Origin of the sequence: Chitinophaga vietnamensis, assembly GCF_902167635.1 — a bacterium.
Taxonomy (GTDB): domain Bacteria; phylum Bacteroidota; class Bacteroidia; order Chitinophagales; family Chitinophagaceae; genus Chitinophaga; species Chitinophaga vietnamensis.
Genome location: NZ_CABHMS010000009.1, coordinates 83,971 through 100,774, shown reverse-complemented (window position 1 = coordinate 100,774; position 16,804 = coordinate 83,971). Strand labels below are relative to the sequence as shown.

The following is a 16,804-nucleotide window of genomic DNA, read 5'->3' as shown; positions in this document are numbered from 1 at the left end:
GGCAACACCTGTGAATGCTCGCCTAAGTAACCCGTCATCTGTAGATTTTATTAACCACATTTCAACCCTGAATAATTAAAAGAAACCGCTATGAAATTTATTGCCGCATTCGCGCTCCTGTCGCTGTTTTCCCTGCACGGCATGGCACAGGAAAGTTTACAAACTGTTACACAACGTGGCGACAGTACCACCGTTCGCACCCGCCTGCAGAAAGGCGCCCTGATCACCAATAGTAACCTGGTGGTCGATGGCGGAACGATGAATTATAATGATCCCCTCGTTGTAAAAGGTAACCTGGATGGCGCCGCACTGGTACGAACAAACGGCGCCGACCGCTGGGATGTTACCAATGATGTTTATGAAGTGAACAATTACAACGGCACTGCTTCTTCCTTGTTATTTAACTATGGTAATTCGGGTATCCCGTATTACCGCCGGGATGGCCACGATTTTACGATCATGAAAATATGGTCTCCCAGGGCCAGTAAAAACGCGTACGAAGCAACGCTCGCATTGGTGAATGGAGATAATGAAGAAGAGATCATGGACCTGTATAACATGAGCTACCCGCAGAATCATTCTTTCGGCATCAGGTTGCAGAAAAGATATAGTGCGCAGTATAAACCATTCTTCTTTGAATACAGCGATGGCCAGGTTACTTACCCGGTGATGAAACTGGCGCCCGACTCCTCCGCTGCTTTTTATGGTAATGTTGGCATTGGTACCACAGATACCAAAGGATATAAACTGGCTGTTGCCGGCGGCATCATCGCGGAAGGCGTGCGGGTGAAATTACGGAGCAACTGGCCCGACTTTGTATTTGCCGAAAATTATCAACTCCCCTCGGTGAAAGAGATGCAGGCATTTATCAAACGACATCAACATCTGCCGGGTATTCCCGTCGCGGCAGATGTAGCGCGGGACGGGATGGATATAGCAGAAATGAATAAACAACTATTACAGAAAGTAGAAGAGCTTACCTTGCATCTGATCCGCCAACAGGAGCAGCTGGATCACCAGCAACGGCAGATCAGCACCCTGCAAAAACGATTGAATAAAAAATAGAAAACGGCCGGAATAAATTTCCGGCTTTTTTATTTTTTTCTGATAGGGGTAAGTTTTTCTCTGCACGTCGTATTCCTGCATGCATGTATTGACCGGGAATTCCCATTATCATTATTAAAAACCTGATTTATTATGAGAATCATTATTCCCATGCTGCTGGTAGTTTTATGTTGCTCCTGTCATAAAAATGATGACCCGGCTCCGGAAATACCCGGCCAGGAAACGGGGACCTTCGAAGAAGCTAATATAGATAAAGACAAGATCCTCCAGCTCGAAAGTAAGATCGACAGTGGTAAATACAATATTCACAGTCTGATCATCCTTCGCAAGAACAAGCTCATATACGAACATTATTTCACCGGAGATGATGCGGTGTTCCCGACGCCCGTTGGCAGAGTGCCTCATACCAGGGATAGCCTGCACGACTGCCGTAGCGTTACCAAGAGTATTGTATCTACCTGCGTAGCACTTGCACTGGCGCAAGGAAAGATCAAGAGTGTGAATGACAGGATATTCGATTATTTTCCTGACTACAAGCAATATGCTACCGGCGACAAAGCCAATATCACCATTCACGACCTGCTTACCCAGAGCTCAGGGCTGGCATGGAACGAACGCGTAAGCTATGCAGATCCTGCCAACAGCGAAAGACAGATGCTGGAAGCAAAAGACCCTACTGATTTCGTATTGCAATGTAAAAGCGTTGCCAAGCCAGGCACTGTTTTCAACTACAGCGGTGGTAATACCCATTTGCTCGGACAGATCGTAGAAAAAAGTACGGGTATGAATATACGGGAATTTGTTAGCCGCTATCTTTTCCAGCCATTGGGCATATCGCAATTCTTTTGGACTACCCGTGCTGACGGTATCGCCTGGATGCCTTCCGGCCTGCGTATGCGCCCGCTGGATATGGCAAAGGTGGGCCGGCTTTATATGCAGAAAGGGCAGTGGCAAGGCCAGCAAATATTGCCGGCGTCCTGGATCAGCGATGCTACCCGCTGGACTATCAATACCGACGAAGCCGGATGGGGTTACGGTTTTCAGTTCTGGTGCGCACATCGCCAGGTGGGCGGCCAGGATGTAGAGATGGCCCAGGCAGAAGGGAATGGCGGCCAGATGATCTCTATGATCCCCGCCCTCGACCTGGAAGTAGTAATGACCGCGGGTGATTACAACGATGTAACAGATATCGCCAATACCGTACTGACAAATGAAATACTGAGTGCGGTGAAGAAATAGTATCATAAAGATTGCAGGCGCATTGCCTGCAATCTTTTTATATCGTCACTCCTCCGGAAAATCTTCCATCTGTTTTAAAAATTGCTTCGATTGTCTTCCCCCATTATTCACCGCCCATGCAGCCATTGCATGCAGCACCGGTCTTAATTCCTTACCTTTTTTTGAAAGCTGATAGGTTACATGCGGCGGCACTACCGGCTTTGACTTCCGGATGATCAATTCATCCACCTCCAATTGTTTCAATTGCTGTATCAGCACTTTTTCGGTGATGTCCGGAATCGATTTTTTAAGTTCACTGTACCGTTTGATGCCGGTAAGTAAATTGAAAAGAATGATCGGTTTCCAATATCCGCCAATCCGCTCCATCACAAAGGTGACCGGGCAATTTGCAAACGCATTGTTTTTATTCTCCTGTATTACTGAATTTGCTTTTACTGTTGTCATATCTATACATACTATAGGGTAAGTACTTATACAAAAGTAAGTATGATTTTACTTTTGTACAAGAAATTTAAAACGAGACATATGAAAGTAACAGTAACAGGTTCTCTGGGAAACATCAGCCGCGTGCTCATCGACAAATTAGTAGCAAACGGCCATGAAGTAAGCGTCATCACTTCTAACTCCGACAGGGTAAAAGAGATTGAACAATTAAATGCTATTCCGCTGGTAGGTTCCATAGAGGATCTTGCGTTTGTAAAAAAGGCATTTGAAGGAAGAGAAGCGGCATACCTGATGATACCGCCCAATTTCAGGACGGCCAACTTAAAAGAATATATTAAAACGGTGGGTGAACAATACGCCCAGGCGGTGAAAGAAGCCGGCGTAAAGTATGTGGTGAACCTGAGCAGCATAGGCGCTCACCTGGAAAATGGTTTAGGCCCCACAGGTTCAAATTTCTACGTAGAGCAAAAGTTGAATGAATTGCAGGATGTGAATGTGTTGCATCTGCGCCCGGGCATGTTCCTGACGAATTTTTATGGCGCTATCCCCATGATCAAGTACCAGCACATGCTGGGGAATAATTTCAGTGGTACTGTTAATTTACCGCTTACGCATCCCAAAGATATTGCTGCAGCGGCATTCAGCGCCTTGCACAACCGCTCATTTTCCGGCAAGCAAATTCAATACATCGTTAGTGATGAAAAGAATGGTTTTGAGGTGGCGGAAACCCTGAGCAGCGCAGTAGGGAAGTCGGATGTACATTGGATCGAGTTTTCCGATGAACAACTTTTGCATGCCCTGACAGCAAGCGGATTCTCCGAACAGATGGCAAAAGTATATATGGTGGAAATCGGCGAAGCCTTGCGGGATGGCAGTTTCATGGAAGACTACAACAAGCACAGATCCCTGTCTGTTGGCGGCACCACCTTGCAGGATTTTTCCAAAGAATTTGCCTTAGCCTACCAGTGAGAATTTGCGAATTTTTTGATTGACGGATTTTTTGATTTGTGGCGGATTTCAGTTTTGTCACAAATCAAAAAATCCGTAAATCAAAAAATCCTCAAATATTTTATCTATCTTCATTATGAAACCTTGCCACGAGCACTAATAGTAAAGAGCAAATCAGATTTATTGTACGCCGTTAGCCCAATCTGTGCACGTGCTGCATGCCATATGCAAAACAAAATTTTAACTGTAGCGGTAAACACGATAAATGCATTTTATCGTAGAGAGAATGTTTTGCATGTACAAAAGTGAGTATTTATCACTTCAATAAAACATGTTTGTATGATCCAGAACATCAAAGTGCCGTCTATCCGGCAAATGCAGGCTGCGGCCATGGCCCTGTTCCTGCTCAACTCCTGTACTAAAAACGCCATCAGCGACCAATCGGTCGGGAAGAATGAACACAAGCCTCAAACAGAACTGGCGGGCACCATCAGTTTGTTGAAAGGCGCCCGCTTCTACGGGATCTATTCATCCGCAGGCAGCACCGGCCAATGGACTTCCTGCACCGACCCGAATGTAGCGCCGGTGGGCGCTGCCGTTAAACTCAACGGGTTTACCTATTTGCGAAAACTCACCGCAACAGAAAAAACACAGATCGGCTCCACGGTTACGCTCAATCTGAAATTGTATGCGCAATACGATGGATGGGACAGAACCTTTGAGGTAGCCGTTCTCAATACGCCTTTGAACACGCCAAAAGATAGTCTGTCGTCGCTGCTCAGTCAGCGCGCTAAAGTGGGCTGGATCATGACGCCGTATTTCCTCAAATCACAAACGCCTAATACGATCAATTATAACAGTTATAATCTCAGCTCACTCGCCCAGCAATTACGTCGTACCGACCAGGATGCCTGGATATACGTTAACATAGGCGCTAACGTTGACTATGGCGAACCTACCGCCGCCGGATTGAGCTTCTGCGATAATATCGGCTTCCAGCTGGATGCTTCACTCGTAACTTCTGGTAGCACTGCTAACGATTCCACGAAGTTCGCTACAAATGTGATCAATGCCGAGAATACTACTAACGGCATATTCACCGCTACGGTAACATTGCCGAAAGCTGTCGCCAACGGTATGTTGACCATCTTCACTACCGGCCATGGCAATGAAGAAGGCCGCTCACGCATCAATGTCGTTTCTGTTGACAACGTTCAGAAGACCAGCGTAAGTACCCGCATCTTCTGCACACCGGCTTCTTATTATGATGGCATCAATCCCAATGGCGCCAAAGGCCCTTACTCCACCTGGAGGTATCCTGTAAGGAACTGGTGCCAGGGCGGCGCGCTCAGCCCCCTGATGGTAAGTGTGGGAAATCTCTCTGCGGGTACGCATACGTTCAAGTTTGATCTGAGCAAACTTGAATACCAGGTATCGGGTATAAGTCCTGTATTGTCGAATACGGTGCAGCCGATCAGCGGGAATGTGAACTATGCGGCTTATCTGACAGGGACTGTTAATTAAGTAGTATAAATGAAAAAAGGCTTGCAAGTTTTAACTTGCAAGCCTTTTTATTGAACCTTTTCACAGGCAGGAATGTTATAGGTGGTTATACTCAAGTAGCTGCGTTTCAGAAAAAAAAATTAATCCAGGCTTGTTTAACTCTACTATTTGCTGTAAACTTGTAGTCAGAAGATAAATTGACTTCCAAAAGGTGTTAATATTCATATTCGACACGTAATTTGTTCTTAACATTTATCTATGGACAGGTCCTTACCTATTTAAGTCTCAAAAAACCGCCAAAATATTAATGATCTTCTCAGGAAAAAAAATTAAAATATCGGAAAATAGTATTGTTCGGGAAATGGGTGCAGGCTTTGTCATCCTGAATTTGAACACGGAGCGCTTTTATGAACTCAATGAAGTCGGGAAGCGATTTTGGGAATTATTATCTGATGACCAGGAATACGCATCTGCGCTCCATATACTGCAAGATGAATATGAAGTAAGCATAGAACGACTTCAAGAGGATATCCCCAGATTAATTGAGAGCCTTAAAAATGCAGAATTAATTGTCATTGACTGATGTATACAGATCGCGATTTAATTACCTTAAACAGATGTTTAAGGGCATACGATCGGCTGTTTGTTAGAGCGCGCATTCTTACCATCCTGACAGAAGCAAGTCTTCGTTTTACGAGCTTAAAAACAACCGAAAAGCTACTTTCTTTTTTTACGAAGAATGTTCCGCCACCGGACCATAACGAAACTATTGTGACGCTCGACAAATATGCAACGCTCTTTCATCAAATGAACCAATTACCATTTTTGAAAGGAAGGTGTTTATCTCAATCGCTGGTCATGCGTTTACTATTAAGAAGAAAAGGTATTGATGCGGAGCTGAAAATTGGCGTGAGTCAGCATATGGGCAGGTTTGATGCCCACGCATGGTTGGAAAAAGAGGGCGTTCTTTTAAATGACCATCCTTCGGTAATTGCTAATTATTTCGTTTTACCAGCAGATAAACTAAACGTTATTCTCAGATTTAAATGAGCGGATTCATTGGCATAGTATCTTCTCAGCTTCAGAAAGCCGATACTGTATTGCTGGACGTTTCAACGGCAGTCATTGCCGCTTGCTGTGATGACTACCAGGGCGCATGGAGCAGCGCCAGGGCCGATTTGCGGTTTGGCTGGCTTAGAACCTGTGAAGATACTGTAACAGAGCGGCTACCCTTCACCGTGGATGAAAATCTCCGGATCGTGGGAGACGTACGGCTGGATAAACGGGAGGAACTGGTGAGGGAACTTGGCGCATACTTCAGCGCCATCAGTAATAGCACCCCTGATTCCTACCTGGTCCTCTACGCCTATAAACACTGGGGAGAAGACTGCCTGCAACACATTGCCGGAGATTTTGCTTTTGCCATCTGGAACGAACAAACGAACCACCTTTTTTGCGCCCGCGATCATTTCGGCCTGATCCCGTTTTATTATGCCCAATATGATAACCGGCTTCTTTTTACAAATTTTTACCGTTCCCTTCAAGATATACCCCAGCTGAAGTCTGAACTGGATGACGATGTATTGCGCGACTACCTGATGAGTGGTAGAAACGGAAGCTTCGGTCAAACGATTTATAAAAAGATTAAAAAACTTCCACCGGCTCATAAATTGATTTACAAAGACGGGGAAATTCATATCAGCTGCTATTGGCAAATTCCCTCCGATATCAAACCTGTACGCTATAAAGCAACAAAGGAATATGTCAGTCATTTTCATCGTTTGTTTGAACAATCTATTAAAGACCGTACCCGTACCAATAAAGTTGCCTGCACATTGAGCGGCGGCATGGATAGTTCGTCCATAACGGCAACGGCAAAGAAGGTGCTTGATGACAGCTATGGCGACGACCACACATTGATATCTTTTAATATCAGCTACCGGCATCTTGTAAATGAAATGGAAGGATATTTCGGGAAGCTCACAGCCGGCCATCTTAAAATACCGATCAAACAATACATTGCAGAGGATTATATTAAAAATGTCGCCCAGCCCATGAGCTTCTGGATTCCAGAGCCGGCCGCCATACCGGATGCCACTGCTGAATCCCGGATGGTTGCTGATGCCGCGGCTTTTTCAAGAGTATTATTAGCGGGCTTCGGAGGAGATCCCTTGTTTGAGTATGAGCAGCGCTCGCGTCGCAGGCTTGCGGCCCAGGGATACCTGATACAGCCCTATCTGGATGATCTGGCCTTCTTTAGAACATTCGGCCATCTCTTCCGGACGATCCGGCAAAGAATAAGGAAGTGGGTGAAGAAAGCGCCCGACACAAATATGTCTTTGCCGCCATGGTACGATCCCGCTTTCTTTCCGGAAGATTATACGCCATTTAAACCCAATAAAGACGGCACTTCCACAAGGTCAAATTTTGCTATGTCCGGAAACGCTTTCTGGTCCTGGCTATTTGAAACCTCCCACCCAGGCTTTACCGGCAATAAAATAAAGATAAGACAACCATTTTTTTCACTGGAACTATTCCTTTTCATATTAGCGCTCCCCCCACATCTATTGTATCAAAAGGCTTTGCTACGTATGGCTATGATCCCTTACCTGCCCGGAGAGATCATAAGAAGGCCTAAAACGTCTCTTTTCGGAAATCCTCTTTCCCAGAACCTGAAAATACAGGAGATACAAGACATGGTAGAGAAAAGGTTATCAGAATCGGGCGACTTCCTTTCCGGCAAAATAAACATACCGCAGCTGTTGGAAGCTGTGCGGGGGGCCAGACATTCATCGTTACACTACAACCACGTTTTACCTGTTTTACATGTTCTGTCATGGAAGAATTACCATCATCAATCATTTCACTAATCTTAAAAGATTAACATCATGCAAAAAGAATTAACTGCACACGAGGAAAAAAAGGTTTATCAAACCCCTGAATTAAAAGATCTCGGAAAAATTGGCGAGATAACGAACACTACTACTTCCGGACATGGGACTGACGGGGGCACCACACCAAATTATAACTCATAATTAATTGAACAATTTTGCATTTTGCTATCCAATTCACTAAGCTGAATCATGCAGATTTTGTTGGGCTGAAGAAAGCGATCGTATTTAATCCGTTTAAAATTGCTCCTTCTTCAGCAACTTTTGGTGAGAATATTTATGCAGGGAACACTTCTGAAAACAAGAAGTGTTTCCTCTTTGAATATTATGATGACCAAACAATAAAAGTGAGCTTTCTTATCTTTTCAGCAGGTAAAAACGTTTTCTATCACGTCGTAAGCGGCACTTCACAACAATCTGTCCAGTCGCTGATCCGGGGTAACGTTACCAAGTTTTGCCTGCAGGAACAAGGCTATTTTTGCTTACATGCATCCGCCATGCGTGTTGATGAGAAAGCGATTTTATTTATGGGCAGAAAGGGAGCCGGCAAATCTACGCTGGCTACCTATTTTCACCTCAGAGGACATGAAATATGGTGCGATGACTATGCAATGCTGCACGAGGAAGAGCAAGCTTTTTTTGTATCACAAGGGGAAACATCATTGAAGATCAATCCAGACATAGCAGCTGTGCTGGATATTCCACACGGCAACCTTCAGCGGGTTTTTGAATTGCCCCCTGACTGGAAAGAAACGGCAGCATCGGATATTATCACCCGTAAATATTATTTCAATCAACAAGCACCTGCCGTAGATATTCTTCCACGACAAGTCGCCGCCGTGTTCTTTATAAAATCAAGAACGCCCGAGCCGGAAAGGCTGATCACCACCATAAAAAAAACAGATGCACTTTCAGTGTTGATGGATGAGATATTACTTCCGGGGCTTAATTCCAAGCAGTACTTGAAGACTTACTTCCAATCAGCAATGACCTTCCTGGAAATTGTACCATCCTATAGCATACATGCTCCGGATAATATCATGCGTATCCATGAAGTGTACGATGCGATACTTGAAACGATAAGATAGCCTGATATGAAACAAGCATTCGATGAATACTCGCTTTTAAAAGCGACAGGGGATTTTTGTGATTCGCTTCCACAGGCACTGGTATCACCAGCGCAGCTGCCTTTGTTAAAAACTGCGGCGGATTTTTTTCCTCCACTCATCCGCTTTGGATTGGAATGCCGTCTTGACCATCACGAACAAGTAGACCTGCAACTCTGCATACGTAGAGACGAAGATGACCTGCCGGCACTTTCAGACTGGGTGCAAAATAAGTTTGCAGGAAATCTGGAGCATGAGCATATCTCCCATTTTTTTAAAACCTGGGCGGATCAATTATCTTCTTATCATAAAAATATCACGGAAGTTTTTCTGGAATTAGATGTGCTTCCCTCCGGCGTAAAAACTCCTTTATTGTTTTTTGAATTGCAGCCAGGTTTAGATGATATCGACCGGAAGGATGTCTGTTTTACTGTTTTGAAAGAAACATTGGGAGAAGACCGGTCCTTTTATGATCTTTTCGAAACGATCTTTCACGCTTGCCCGCCTCCGGCTTATATCGCATATTTGGGGATCATGTTTTCCAGAGATGTGGACGTGCTGCGGGTAAACATCAAAAAATTACCTATGGCTGCAGTAGCCCCCTTCCTGGAAAAAATAGGCTATGCCTGGACGGGGCCGACACTCGACCGTTGGATATCATTCGTACACAGCTATGCGGACCGGGTAACTTTATGTATCGACATTGGAAAAAATGTTTTTCCGAAGATTGGCTTTGAATGCTTTTGGGACAAACAACCGCCTATCGATACTTACTGGCGTTTTTTTATAGAGAAGATCAATACGTGTCATCATTATAAAAAAGATAAGATAGAAGCCATATTAAACTGGGATAAAGAGATATTCCCCGGGCAAACGAATGACTGGCCCGAACATTTGTGGATAGCATCTTTAAGAAAGCCGGAAAACGAATTCACTTTTTTAAAGAGAAAGCTCTCTCATTTGAAATTATCTTATTGTCCTGATAAAGAGATAGCGTTAAAGGCTTATCTGGGTTATGGAAGTTTATGGATGGTGAAAAAAAACCTGGGGCTTAAAACGGAAAAGAAAGCGCACCGGGAACATGTATCCCTTTCTGCTATTCAACAAGCTATTGCTAAAGGAATTGATCATTTGCTTTCGAACCAGCAACAATCAGGATGGTGGAAGGATTTTTATGTAAAGACCGGCATCAGCGATGAGTGGGTAACGGCCTATGTAGCCTGTCATCTGGCACGTTTGAAGCACCCTGGAATCAGTGAAGCACTGGACCGCGCCTGGCGAATTTTGAAAACCAGGTATAGAGAACAAGAAGGATGGGGGTATAATGTTTTGAACAGAGCAGATGCAGACAGTACTATCTGGACCTGGCTTTTTGCAAATACTGCAACATTCGCTGATGAATTTCCGGAACCTGGTTTTGATATGATGAACAGATATGTTGCTGCAAACGGCGGTGTTATCACGTACGATCCAAATGTACCTGTTGGAAAATACAACATGAAAACCGATGGGCAACATTTTAATGGTTGGCAAATACCGCATCACTGCGTTACTGCCGCATATGCCCTGGCCGGCCAGCAGGATGCCATTGATTACTTATTGGCGAACCAGCATACCGAAGGATATTGGTACAGCTACTGGTGGAACGGCCCTGAATATGCCACCGCACTTACCGTGGAAGCCCTGTTTAATAAAGATGCAGACAAGTATAAGAAGGAAATTGATATGGCCGTAGGCTGGGCTTGCAATAAAGCCCGGAAAGAGCTGGATAAGCCCGTTCCAAACGATTTTAAAATAGCACTTCTATTGAAAATAATATCATGTTCATACGATAGTGAACAGCACCATGAATTGGTAAAAGCAATGCTGAATGATCTCCTCCATGCTCAACAGCCCGCAGGATACTGGAACCCTTCTGCAGAATTGAGAATTCCCGAGACTTACAACACCGATCACGAAAATGGAGAAAACATATTTGTGACAACAGACGAAAGAAAGAACTTCGCTACTGTTACCATATTGGATGCATTGAATAAGTATGCCCGGCTTAATGTTTCCTGGTAATATATGAATACAGGAGCCGGAACGATTTCATGGGAATAATGAGTGGGATGGTCCATGCAGGCGCATTCGTCATGGACAAATCGTTTACGTTAGGTACTAATAGGATAGATAAACGGGCTTTCACGCTGAATTTTATCTTTCCCAGAAATGATCGCTTTAAATTTGTCAGCCTGATTTTATTGAAAAATGCTTTGCGGCCAATCTGGATTTCTGTAGCCGTAAATAAATGATAGGCCACTGGCGGAAGGCCTGGTACAGGGAGTTGAAGCCCTACTATATCAATTAAAGCATTCATGCCGGACCATAAGAAAGCAGTATAGTTGTATAACTTGAAACGTGAATTTATCTCTTCCCAATCCAACTCACTGGAAGAAATTTGAATCATACAGGCTAAGTCAATTAAATACTTAAATTTCAACAGCGGCTCTCTGATCAGGTGGTTGGAAGCTACACATAAAAAATCGTAGGTAGGAGCCAAGCCCACCTGTGAAGTACCGTCCATGGCCATATAGGGTTGCAGGTGCTGAACAAAAAAATCATACTCGAAAAATTTCCCCCAGTAACGTTCCAGCAGCTTCCATTGCAGTTCTACAGAGCAGGTAATGCCCATCCTGTCTTTGGGAGCTTTAAAAGAGAGCTCTCTGTGAAAGCGCAGGAGGAACCCCATCTGATGTGCAGAGATAGAATATCTTTGCTCATAACCGTTTTCATGAAGGCACTTTCTTAATTCAGGTAGGTCATCCTTATTTATTAAAAAATCTATATCCGAGCTTTCTCTTAACAGGGGAGCTCTGTAATACCGCGCGGCCAGTGCGCTTCCTTTATGTGGAATCACGGTTATTCCCGACTTTTCAAAAGCGATCTTCAATTGACTTATCAAACGGGCCTGGTAAGCTCCTACCAAAGTGATCGCCATGGCGTCCTTCTTTAGCGTATCATGGATTTGTTTATCGATTGCTACTGGAAATGTGGTAATAATGTCATAAATGAACCCTCTGATATCATTATGCAGAATAAGTTTATAAAAGGAACTCCAGTCAATAACCTCTTTATCCAGGAAAGCATGTACAGCTTCAATATCCTGTGTTCCGAAGTATAAACGCGTCAACAGGATAAGCAATGTTTCCTCATTTGTATAGGAACATTTTAATGTCTCGATATTCAGCATACAAAAATGTGTTACCAGGAATACTTAAGCCAACGCATATCCCAATCAATCTGGAAAGCTTTCTTAAGTTCTTCTAAAGAAAAAGGGAGATTTTCTTCGACAGACATATCAACGATATCTTCAAGCGTTAAAGGGACCTGACAATCTTCGCGTTCCTGCTCTCTGTACTGCTGTATTATTTTTAAGGCGTTTTGGACAGACACTTATGTCATTTATTTTAACTTACGATAAATGATCAATAATAGATGTGCTCAATGAAGGTTTCATATGATGCTTTAAAAGAAAAAGGCTTGCAAGTTTTAACTTACAAGCCTTTTTGGTGCCCAGAACTGGATTCGAACCAGCACACCCTTGCAGGCGCTGCGACCTGAACACAGTGCGTCTACCAATTTCGCCATCTGGGCATCTTTTGATGTGTCAGGGGTGCAAAGATAAGCACACAAAGGATTTCACCAAATTTTTTTTGAAGAAAATTTGAAAATTGCCGCAATATAGCCGCATTACTCTGCAAATTCCCAGGCACTCTGATACGCATTCCGCTGCTCGGTATAACTGATGAAATCCGCATAGAACGGGAGTTGCGACAGCGTAGCGCTATCGCCGATTACGACCAGTTTCTTGCGGGCCCGCGTCATGGCTACGTTCATGCGGCGTATCTCCGAAAGGAAGCCGATTTTATTGTCGGCATTGCTTCTCGTCATGCTGATGTATACGATATCGCGTTCCTGTCCCTGGAAACTGTCGATGGTATTAACGGATATCTTGTCGCCGTAAGGATGCAGGGCTGGGGCGTGTTCCAGCTGTTCTTTCAGTACCTGTATCTGTTGTTTATAGGGAGAGATCACCGCGATGGTAGGGAAATCGGCGCTGCTGTAATGCTGGCTCAGTTCCGCTGCCATCCGGCTGAGGTGGCGGAAGAGGAAGGCCGCTTCTTCCGGGTTGGTGGTGCTGGTGCCTTCGGATTGCTCTTCAAAGCCACAGCCGGCGGTATCGATGAATGACAGCGGCGTATCGGCGGCATGCAGCAGATGGCCGGCTACAGAGGCGTGCGCTCTGAGTTTGTCGGCATAAAAGATGCGCGATGAATAGCCCATGATATCGGCATGCATGCGGTATTGTTCTTCCAGCAGCACTACTGCTTCCGGATACCGGGTGGCGCATTTTTCAAGCAGGGTAGTAGCCAGGCCCTGCTGTGCGGCCTCGGTAGATTTGATGGTGGGCGACAGCTGGCAATGATCTCCCGCCAATATCACTTTCTCTCCTTTCAGGATGGGTATCCAGCAGCCGGGTTCCAGCGCCTGGCCGGCCTCGTCGATCACAACCGTCTGGTATTTCAGGTTACGCACGGTATAGTGGTTGGCGCCTACCAATGTGGCGGTGATCACCTGTGCTTTCGAGATCACATCGTCAATAACATACTGTTCGGTATTTTCTACCGCCTTCATGATATTGCGGGCTTCATCAAAGAGGGCTTTGCGTTGTTCTCTTTCTGCCTTGCCGAAGTTGCGTTTGTATTTGTGGGCCATGTTCCTGAATTCGTTGGCCTGCTTCTTCAGTCGGCTGATCTCCTTCGTGCTGGTGTGTTCCGACATTTTGCTATCGAGGGTGAGGGCCATGAGCCTGTCGGATACGCGGGCAGGGTTGCCTACGCGCAACACGTTGAGGCCTTCTTCAGCGAGCTTTTCGCTGAGCAGGTCTACGGCGGTATTACTGGGCGCCACTACGAGCACCTGTTGCGGCGACTGCCGGATCAGGGCTTTGATGGCCTGTACCAGCGTGGTGGTTTTACCGGTGCCGGGAGGGCCATGTACGATGGCCACATCATTGGCGGATAATATTTTTTGTACGGCGGCCTGTTGCGAGGCATTGAGCCGTGGATGCGTGAATGCGGGGATATCATCCCGGAAGGCGGGAGCGGCTTCGCCGGTGAGCACCCTGATGAGGCGGCCCTCCGCGGGCTTGTCTTTCAGCGCTGTGGCCTGTTTCAGCGCGTGCTGCATTTCGTCGTAACTGTTATCGTCGAAGAGCAGGTCGATGCCCAGTTTGCCGTTACTGGCCCATTCCGGCAGCTCGTCGGTGCGCAGCGTGATCTTCAGGCGGTTGCCGCTCTGATGGGTGATCACACCCGCTACCTGGTCCTGCTGGCGGTCGTGGTTGGAGAACAATACTGCCGCCACGCCGAAACGCAGCTGGTGCGGGATATCATGATGGGTGGTGCGTTCTACTTCTACGGTGAGGTAATCGCCGCGGCTCATCTCGGAGCCACGGATGGCGATAGGGTACCAGCTAAGGCCATTGGCCCTGCGATCCGCTACAGAAGAGCGTTCTGTCAGTTCCTGGTAGGCGCGCCGGTCTTCTTCCCGTTCTGTCTTTAATAGGTCAAGCAGCTTCTTGAAATAATCCATCGCGCAAAGATAATCCAAAAAAAAGCGCGGGAGGCTTCACCCGTTTTCGTCTCCCTGTTGTCTTATCTTTTACAAGAAAGAACAACCAGCCTATATATATAAATTAAGAGTTATTTGGAAAACAGCTGGCTACCATCGATGGAAATAATTCCGGATTTATCAATACTTTGTACGGGAAACAATGAAGATACAAAGTGCACTATGCGTCAACCAGGATCTGTAGAAGCCGTTTCTTTTGAGGAGCAGTTCAGGCTTCACTATAAATTTTTGTGCACGATCGCGTATTATATGGTGGAAGATGAAGATGCCGCCATGGACATCGTGCAGGATTTTTTTCTCTATTGCTGGAGCAAGCGGGAAGTGCTGCACATCACGCATAACTTCAAGAGTTATGCCGTTCGCGCTATCCGTAATGCGTCCCTTAATTATCTCAAAAAATCCGGTAAAACAACTTTACAGGAGGTTCATTTGATAGAAGAACTGATAAAATATTTTCCAGGAGAGGAATATACCGATGAGGAGAAGCGTAATAAAGCGCTATGGGATGCCATTGCCCGCCTGCCGGAACAAAGGCGCCGCATATTCCTGCTCAGTAACCGCGACGGCCTGAAATACAAGGATATCGCCGATACGCTCGGCATTTCCATCAACACGGTAAAAACACAGATCAAACTGGCTTTGCAGTTTTTAAGGAAAGAGTGCGGCTGGATGATAAAAGCGGCTTTCCTGATTTTATTTTTCAAATTACTTACTTCCTTCACCCTTTTTTAAAATTGTTTGCCCTAATTATAAGTTATGATGCATACAAACGATAATGATGATATACGGATAGACTGGGACAAGCTGTTGGAAGTCCTGGATGGCAACGCTGCCCCGGAGTCGCTCAATGAAGAGGAGCGGGGGATGCTGGCTGCCGCCAGGGAAATGCAGGCAAGGTTACATGCAGGTAAATTCTCTGAAGACGCCGGATGGGAGAGATTTGTAGCAGCAAGAGAACAGCGCCGCATCCGCCGTATGGTGATCGTAAGGCAGCTCGTGGCCGCATTACTGGTGCTCACCATCGGCGCCGGAATATGGATGCTGGCGCCCTGGCGCAGGCATCATCGCAGCGAACTGGCCACCGCCACGCCATCCGGCAATGTAACGCTGAAGCATGGCGGCAACATATTCACCCTCGGCGCCAGCGAACAAAAGATAGCACAAACTGCCGGCGCGCAGATACAATCCGATTCTACCCTTATCACCTATACGAAAAATAACAGCCATGAGGCAGCGCCTGTGCAGGATACGCTCCATGTACCTGCGGGCCGTCAATACGGCCTGCAATTATCCGATGGTACCAATGTGTCGCTGAATGCTGCCACCACGATCGTTTACGCTGAAACATTCAGTGGCAGCACACGTGAGGTGTATGTAACGGGAGAAGCATTTTTCGACGTGGCACAGGATCCGCAACGGCCATTTATTGTGCATGCAGGGAAAGTGTCGATGAAAGTACTGGGAACAGCTTTCAATGTGAATACCTATGAAATGGATGTAGTGACCACCCTCGCCAATGGTAAGCTGCTGGTGACTGTCAACAACGATCAGGTGGTGTTGCAGGAAGGGGAACAATCTGTTTCCGGCAAGGACGCCCTGAGCAAGCATGCTGTTGATGTAAACATGTACACCGCCTGGAAAGACGGGGAACTGTTCTTCGATGATGCGCCACTCACGGATATCGCCAAAGTATTATCGCGCAACTACGATTACAACTTTATATTCGATGATCCCGCCGCGGGAAAAATGAGATTCACATTGGGCATGCACAAGCCTTCCTATTTACAGGATGTGCTGACACAGATCAACCGGAGCAGTAACGATATTCAATTTAGAGTGGAAGATAGAACCGTACATGTAACAATGAAAAATAACAGTAATAGTAAATAATAAAAGATCAGCCGTCATGTAGATCACAGGCAATTTGTCCGT

Annotated in this window: 16 protein-coding genes and 1 tRNA gene; 12 read left to right on the top strand and 5 right to left on the bottom strand. The window is 45.7% G+C overall.

Going from position 1 to position 16,804, the window contains the following annotated elements; all coding sequences use genetic code 11:
* Positions 1-90 precede the first annotated feature (90 nt).
* Positions 91-1,065 (top strand): hypothetical protein, encoded by a 975-nt coding sequence (locus tag FPG75_RS22185; RefSeq protein WP_143310073.1) that lies wholly within the window; start codon positions 91-93, stop codon positions 1,063-1,065.
* Between the two features lie 132 nt (positions 1,066-1,197).
* Positions 1,198-2,304, top strand: a complete 1,107-nt coding sequence (locus tag FPG75_RS22180; protein ID WP_143310070.1) for a serine hydrolase domain-containing protein — start codon at positions 1,198-1,200, stop codon at positions 2,302-2,304.
* A 45-nt stretch (positions 2,305-2,349) separates the two neighbouring features.
* Here the strand turns inward: FPG75_RS22180 and FPG75_RS22175 are convergent, their stop codons facing one another.
* Positions 2,350-2,748 (bottom strand): winged helix-turn-helix transcriptional regulator, encoded by a 399-nt coding sequence (locus tag FPG75_RS22175; protein WP_143310068.1) that lies wholly within the window; start codon positions 2,746-2,748, stop codon positions 2,350-2,352.
* Positions 2,749-2,829: 81 nt separating this feature from the next.
* Here FPG75_RS22175 and FPG75_RS22170 point away from each other — a divergent pair, with 81 nt between their 5' ends.
* The 8 genes from FPG75_RS22170 (at position 2,830) to FPG75_RS22140 (ending at position 11,260) form a co-directional block, all read left to right on the top strand.
* A complete protein-coding gene (locus FPG75_RS22170) occupies positions 2,830-3,717 on the top strand; it encodes an NmrA family NAD(P)-binding protein (protein ID WP_161596885.1) in 888 nt (295 codons plus the stop codon).
* Positions 3,718-4,035: 318 nt separating this feature from the next.
* The gene (locus FPG75_RS22165) at positions 4,036-5,220 is read left to right on the top strand and encodes a peptide-N-glycosidase F-related protein (RefSeq protein WP_143310065.1); all 1,185 of its coding nucleotides are present in this window, start codon (positions 4,036-4,038) and stop codon (positions 5,218-5,220) included.
* Positions 5,221-5,506: 286 nt separating this feature from the next.
* A complete protein-coding gene (locus tag FPG75_RS22160; RefSeq protein ID WP_143310063.1) occupies positions 5,507-5,782 on the top strand; it encodes a PqqD family protein in 276 nt (91 codons plus the stop codon).
* Positions 5,782-6,249, top strand: a complete 468-nt coding sequence (locus FPG75_RS22155) for a lasso peptide biosynthesis B2 protein (RefSeq protein ID WP_143310061.1) — start codon at positions 5,782-5,784, stop codon at positions 6,247-6,249. Before FPG75_RS22160 ends, FPG75_RS22155 begins: the two co-directional genes overlap by 1 nt.
* Positions 6,246-8,069, top strand: coding sequence for an asparagine synthetase B family protein (locus tag FPG75_RS22150; RefSeq protein WP_143310059.1), 1,824 nt, complete (start codon positions 6,246-6,248; stop codon positions 8,067-8,069). The genes FPG75_RS22155 and FPG75_RS22150 overlap by 4 nt, the downstream gene beginning before the upstream one ends.
* A gap of 18 nt (positions 8,070-8,087) precedes the next feature.
* The gene (locus tag FPG75_RS26085; RefSeq protein WP_161596884.1) at positions 8,088-8,234 is read left to right on the top strand and encodes a hypothetical protein; all 147 of its coding nucleotides are present in this window, start codon (positions 8,088-8,090) and stop codon (positions 8,232-8,234) included.
* Between the two features lie 14 nt (positions 8,235-8,248).
* The gene (locus FPG75_RS22145) at positions 8,249-9,178 is read left to right on the top strand and encodes a phosphoenolpyruvate carboxykinase (ATP) (protein ID WP_143310058.1); all 930 of its coding nucleotides are present in this window, start codon (positions 8,249-8,251) and stop codon (positions 9,176-9,178) included.
* Positions 9,179-9,184: 6 nt separating this feature from the next.
* Complete coding sequence (locus tag FPG75_RS22140; protein WP_143310056.1) at positions 9,185-11,260, top strand: prenyltransferase/squalene oxidase repeat-containing protein; 2,076 nt, start codon at positions 9,185-9,187, stop codon at positions 11,258-11,260.
* Here the strand turns inward: FPG75_RS22140 and FPG75_RS22135 are convergent.
* The 4 genes from FPG75_RS22135 to FPG75_RS22120 form a co-directional block, all read right to left on the bottom strand.
* A complete protein-coding gene (locus FPG75_RS22135; RefSeq protein WP_143310054.1) occupies positions 11,244-12,428 on the bottom strand; it encodes a nucleotidyltransferase family protein in 1,185 nt (394 codons plus the stop codon). The two genes, FPG75_RS22140 and FPG75_RS22135, sit on opposite strands and share 17 nt — an antisense overlap.
* 11 nt (positions 12,429-12,439) lie before the next feature.
* Complete coding sequence (locus FPG75_RS22130; RefSeq protein WP_143310052.1) at positions 12,440-12,631, bottom strand: hypothetical protein; 192 nt, start codon at positions 12,629-12,631, stop codon at positions 12,440-12,442.
* 114 nt (positions 12,632-12,745) lie between these two features.
* Positions 12,746-12,832, bottom strand: a tRNA-Leu gene (locus FPG75_RS22125).
* Positions 12,833-12,928: 96 nt separating this feature from the next.
* Positions 12,929-14,833, bottom strand: coding sequence for an AAA domain-containing protein (locus FPG75_RS22120; protein WP_143310051.1), 1,905 nt, complete (start codon positions 14,831-14,833; stop codon positions 12,929-12,931).
* 201 nt (positions 14,834-15,034) lie between these two features.
* Between FPG75_RS22120 and FPG75_RS22115 the strand changes: the two genes are divergently transcribed.
* Together FPG75_RS22115 and FPG75_RS22110 are read left to right on the top strand one after the other, a co-directional pair.
* The gene (locus FPG75_RS22115; RefSeq protein ID WP_161596883.1) at positions 15,035-15,604 is read left to right on the top strand and encodes an RNA polymerase sigma-70 factor; all 570 of its coding nucleotides are present in this window, start codon (positions 15,035-15,037) and stop codon (positions 15,602-15,604) included.
* Positions 15,605-15,628: 24 nt separating this feature from the next.
* Complete coding sequence (locus tag FPG75_RS22110) at positions 15,629-16,762, top strand: FecR family protein (protein WP_143310047.1); 1,134 nt, start codon at positions 15,629-15,631, stop codon at positions 16,760-16,762.
* Positions 16,763-16,804: the final 42 nt, after the last annotated feature.

Bases quoted from the DNA above. Each gene is read 5' to 3' on its own strand.
- FPG75_RS22185 (WP_143310073.1), top strand. From the start codon at position 91: ATGAAATTTATTGCCGCATTCGCGCTCCTGTCGCTGTTTTCCCTGCAC.
- FPG75_RS22180 (WP_143310070.1), top strand. From the start codon at position 1,198: ATGAGAATCATTATTCCCATGCTGCTGGTAGTTTTATGTTGCTCCTGT.
- FPG75_RS22175 (WP_143310068.1), bottom strand. From the start codon at position 2,748: ATGACAACAGTAAAAGCAAATTCAGTAATACAGGAGAATAAAAACAAT.
- FPG75_RS22170 (WP_161596885.1), top strand. From the start codon at position 2,830: ATGAAAGTAACAGTAACAGGTTCTCTGGGAAACATCAGCCGCGTGCTC.
- FPG75_RS22165 (WP_143310065.1), top strand. From the start codon at position 4,036: ATGATCCAGAACATCAAAGTGCCGTCTATCCGGCAAATGCAGGCTGCG.
- FPG75_RS22160 (WP_143310063.1), top strand. From the start codon at position 5,507: ATGATCTTCTCAGGAAAAAAAATTAAAATATCGGAAAATAGTATTGTT.
- FPG75_RS22155 (WP_143310061.1), top strand. From the start codon at position 5,782: ATGTATACAGATCGCGATTTAATTACCTTAAACAGATGTTTAAGGGCA.
- FPG75_RS22150 (WP_143310059.1), top strand. From the start codon at position 6,246: ATGAGCGGATTCATTGGCATAGTATCTTCTCAGCTTCAGAAAGCCGAT.
- FPG75_RS26085 (WP_161596884.1), top strand. From the start codon at position 8,088: ATGCAAAAAGAATTAACTGCACACGAGGAAAAAAAGGTTTATCAAACC.
- FPG75_RS22140 (WP_143310056.1), top strand. From the start codon at position 9,185: ATGAAACAAGCATTCGATGAATACTCGCTTTTAAAAGCGACAGGGGAT.
- FPG75_RS22135 (WP_143310054.1), bottom strand. From the start codon at position 12,428: ATGCTGAATATCGAGACATTAAAATGTTCCTATACAAATGAGGAAACA.
- FPG75_RS22120 (WP_143310051.1), bottom strand. From the start codon at position 14,833: ATGGATTATTTCAAGAAGCTGCTTGACCTATTAAAGACAGAACGGGAA.
- FPG75_RS22115 (WP_161596883.1), top strand. From the start codon at position 15,035: ATGCGTCAACCAGGATCTGTAGAAGCCGTTTCTTTTGAGGAGCAGTTC.
- FPG75_RS22110 (WP_143310047.1), top strand. From the start codon at position 15,629: ATGATGCATACAAACGATAATGATGATATACGGATAGACTGGGACAAG.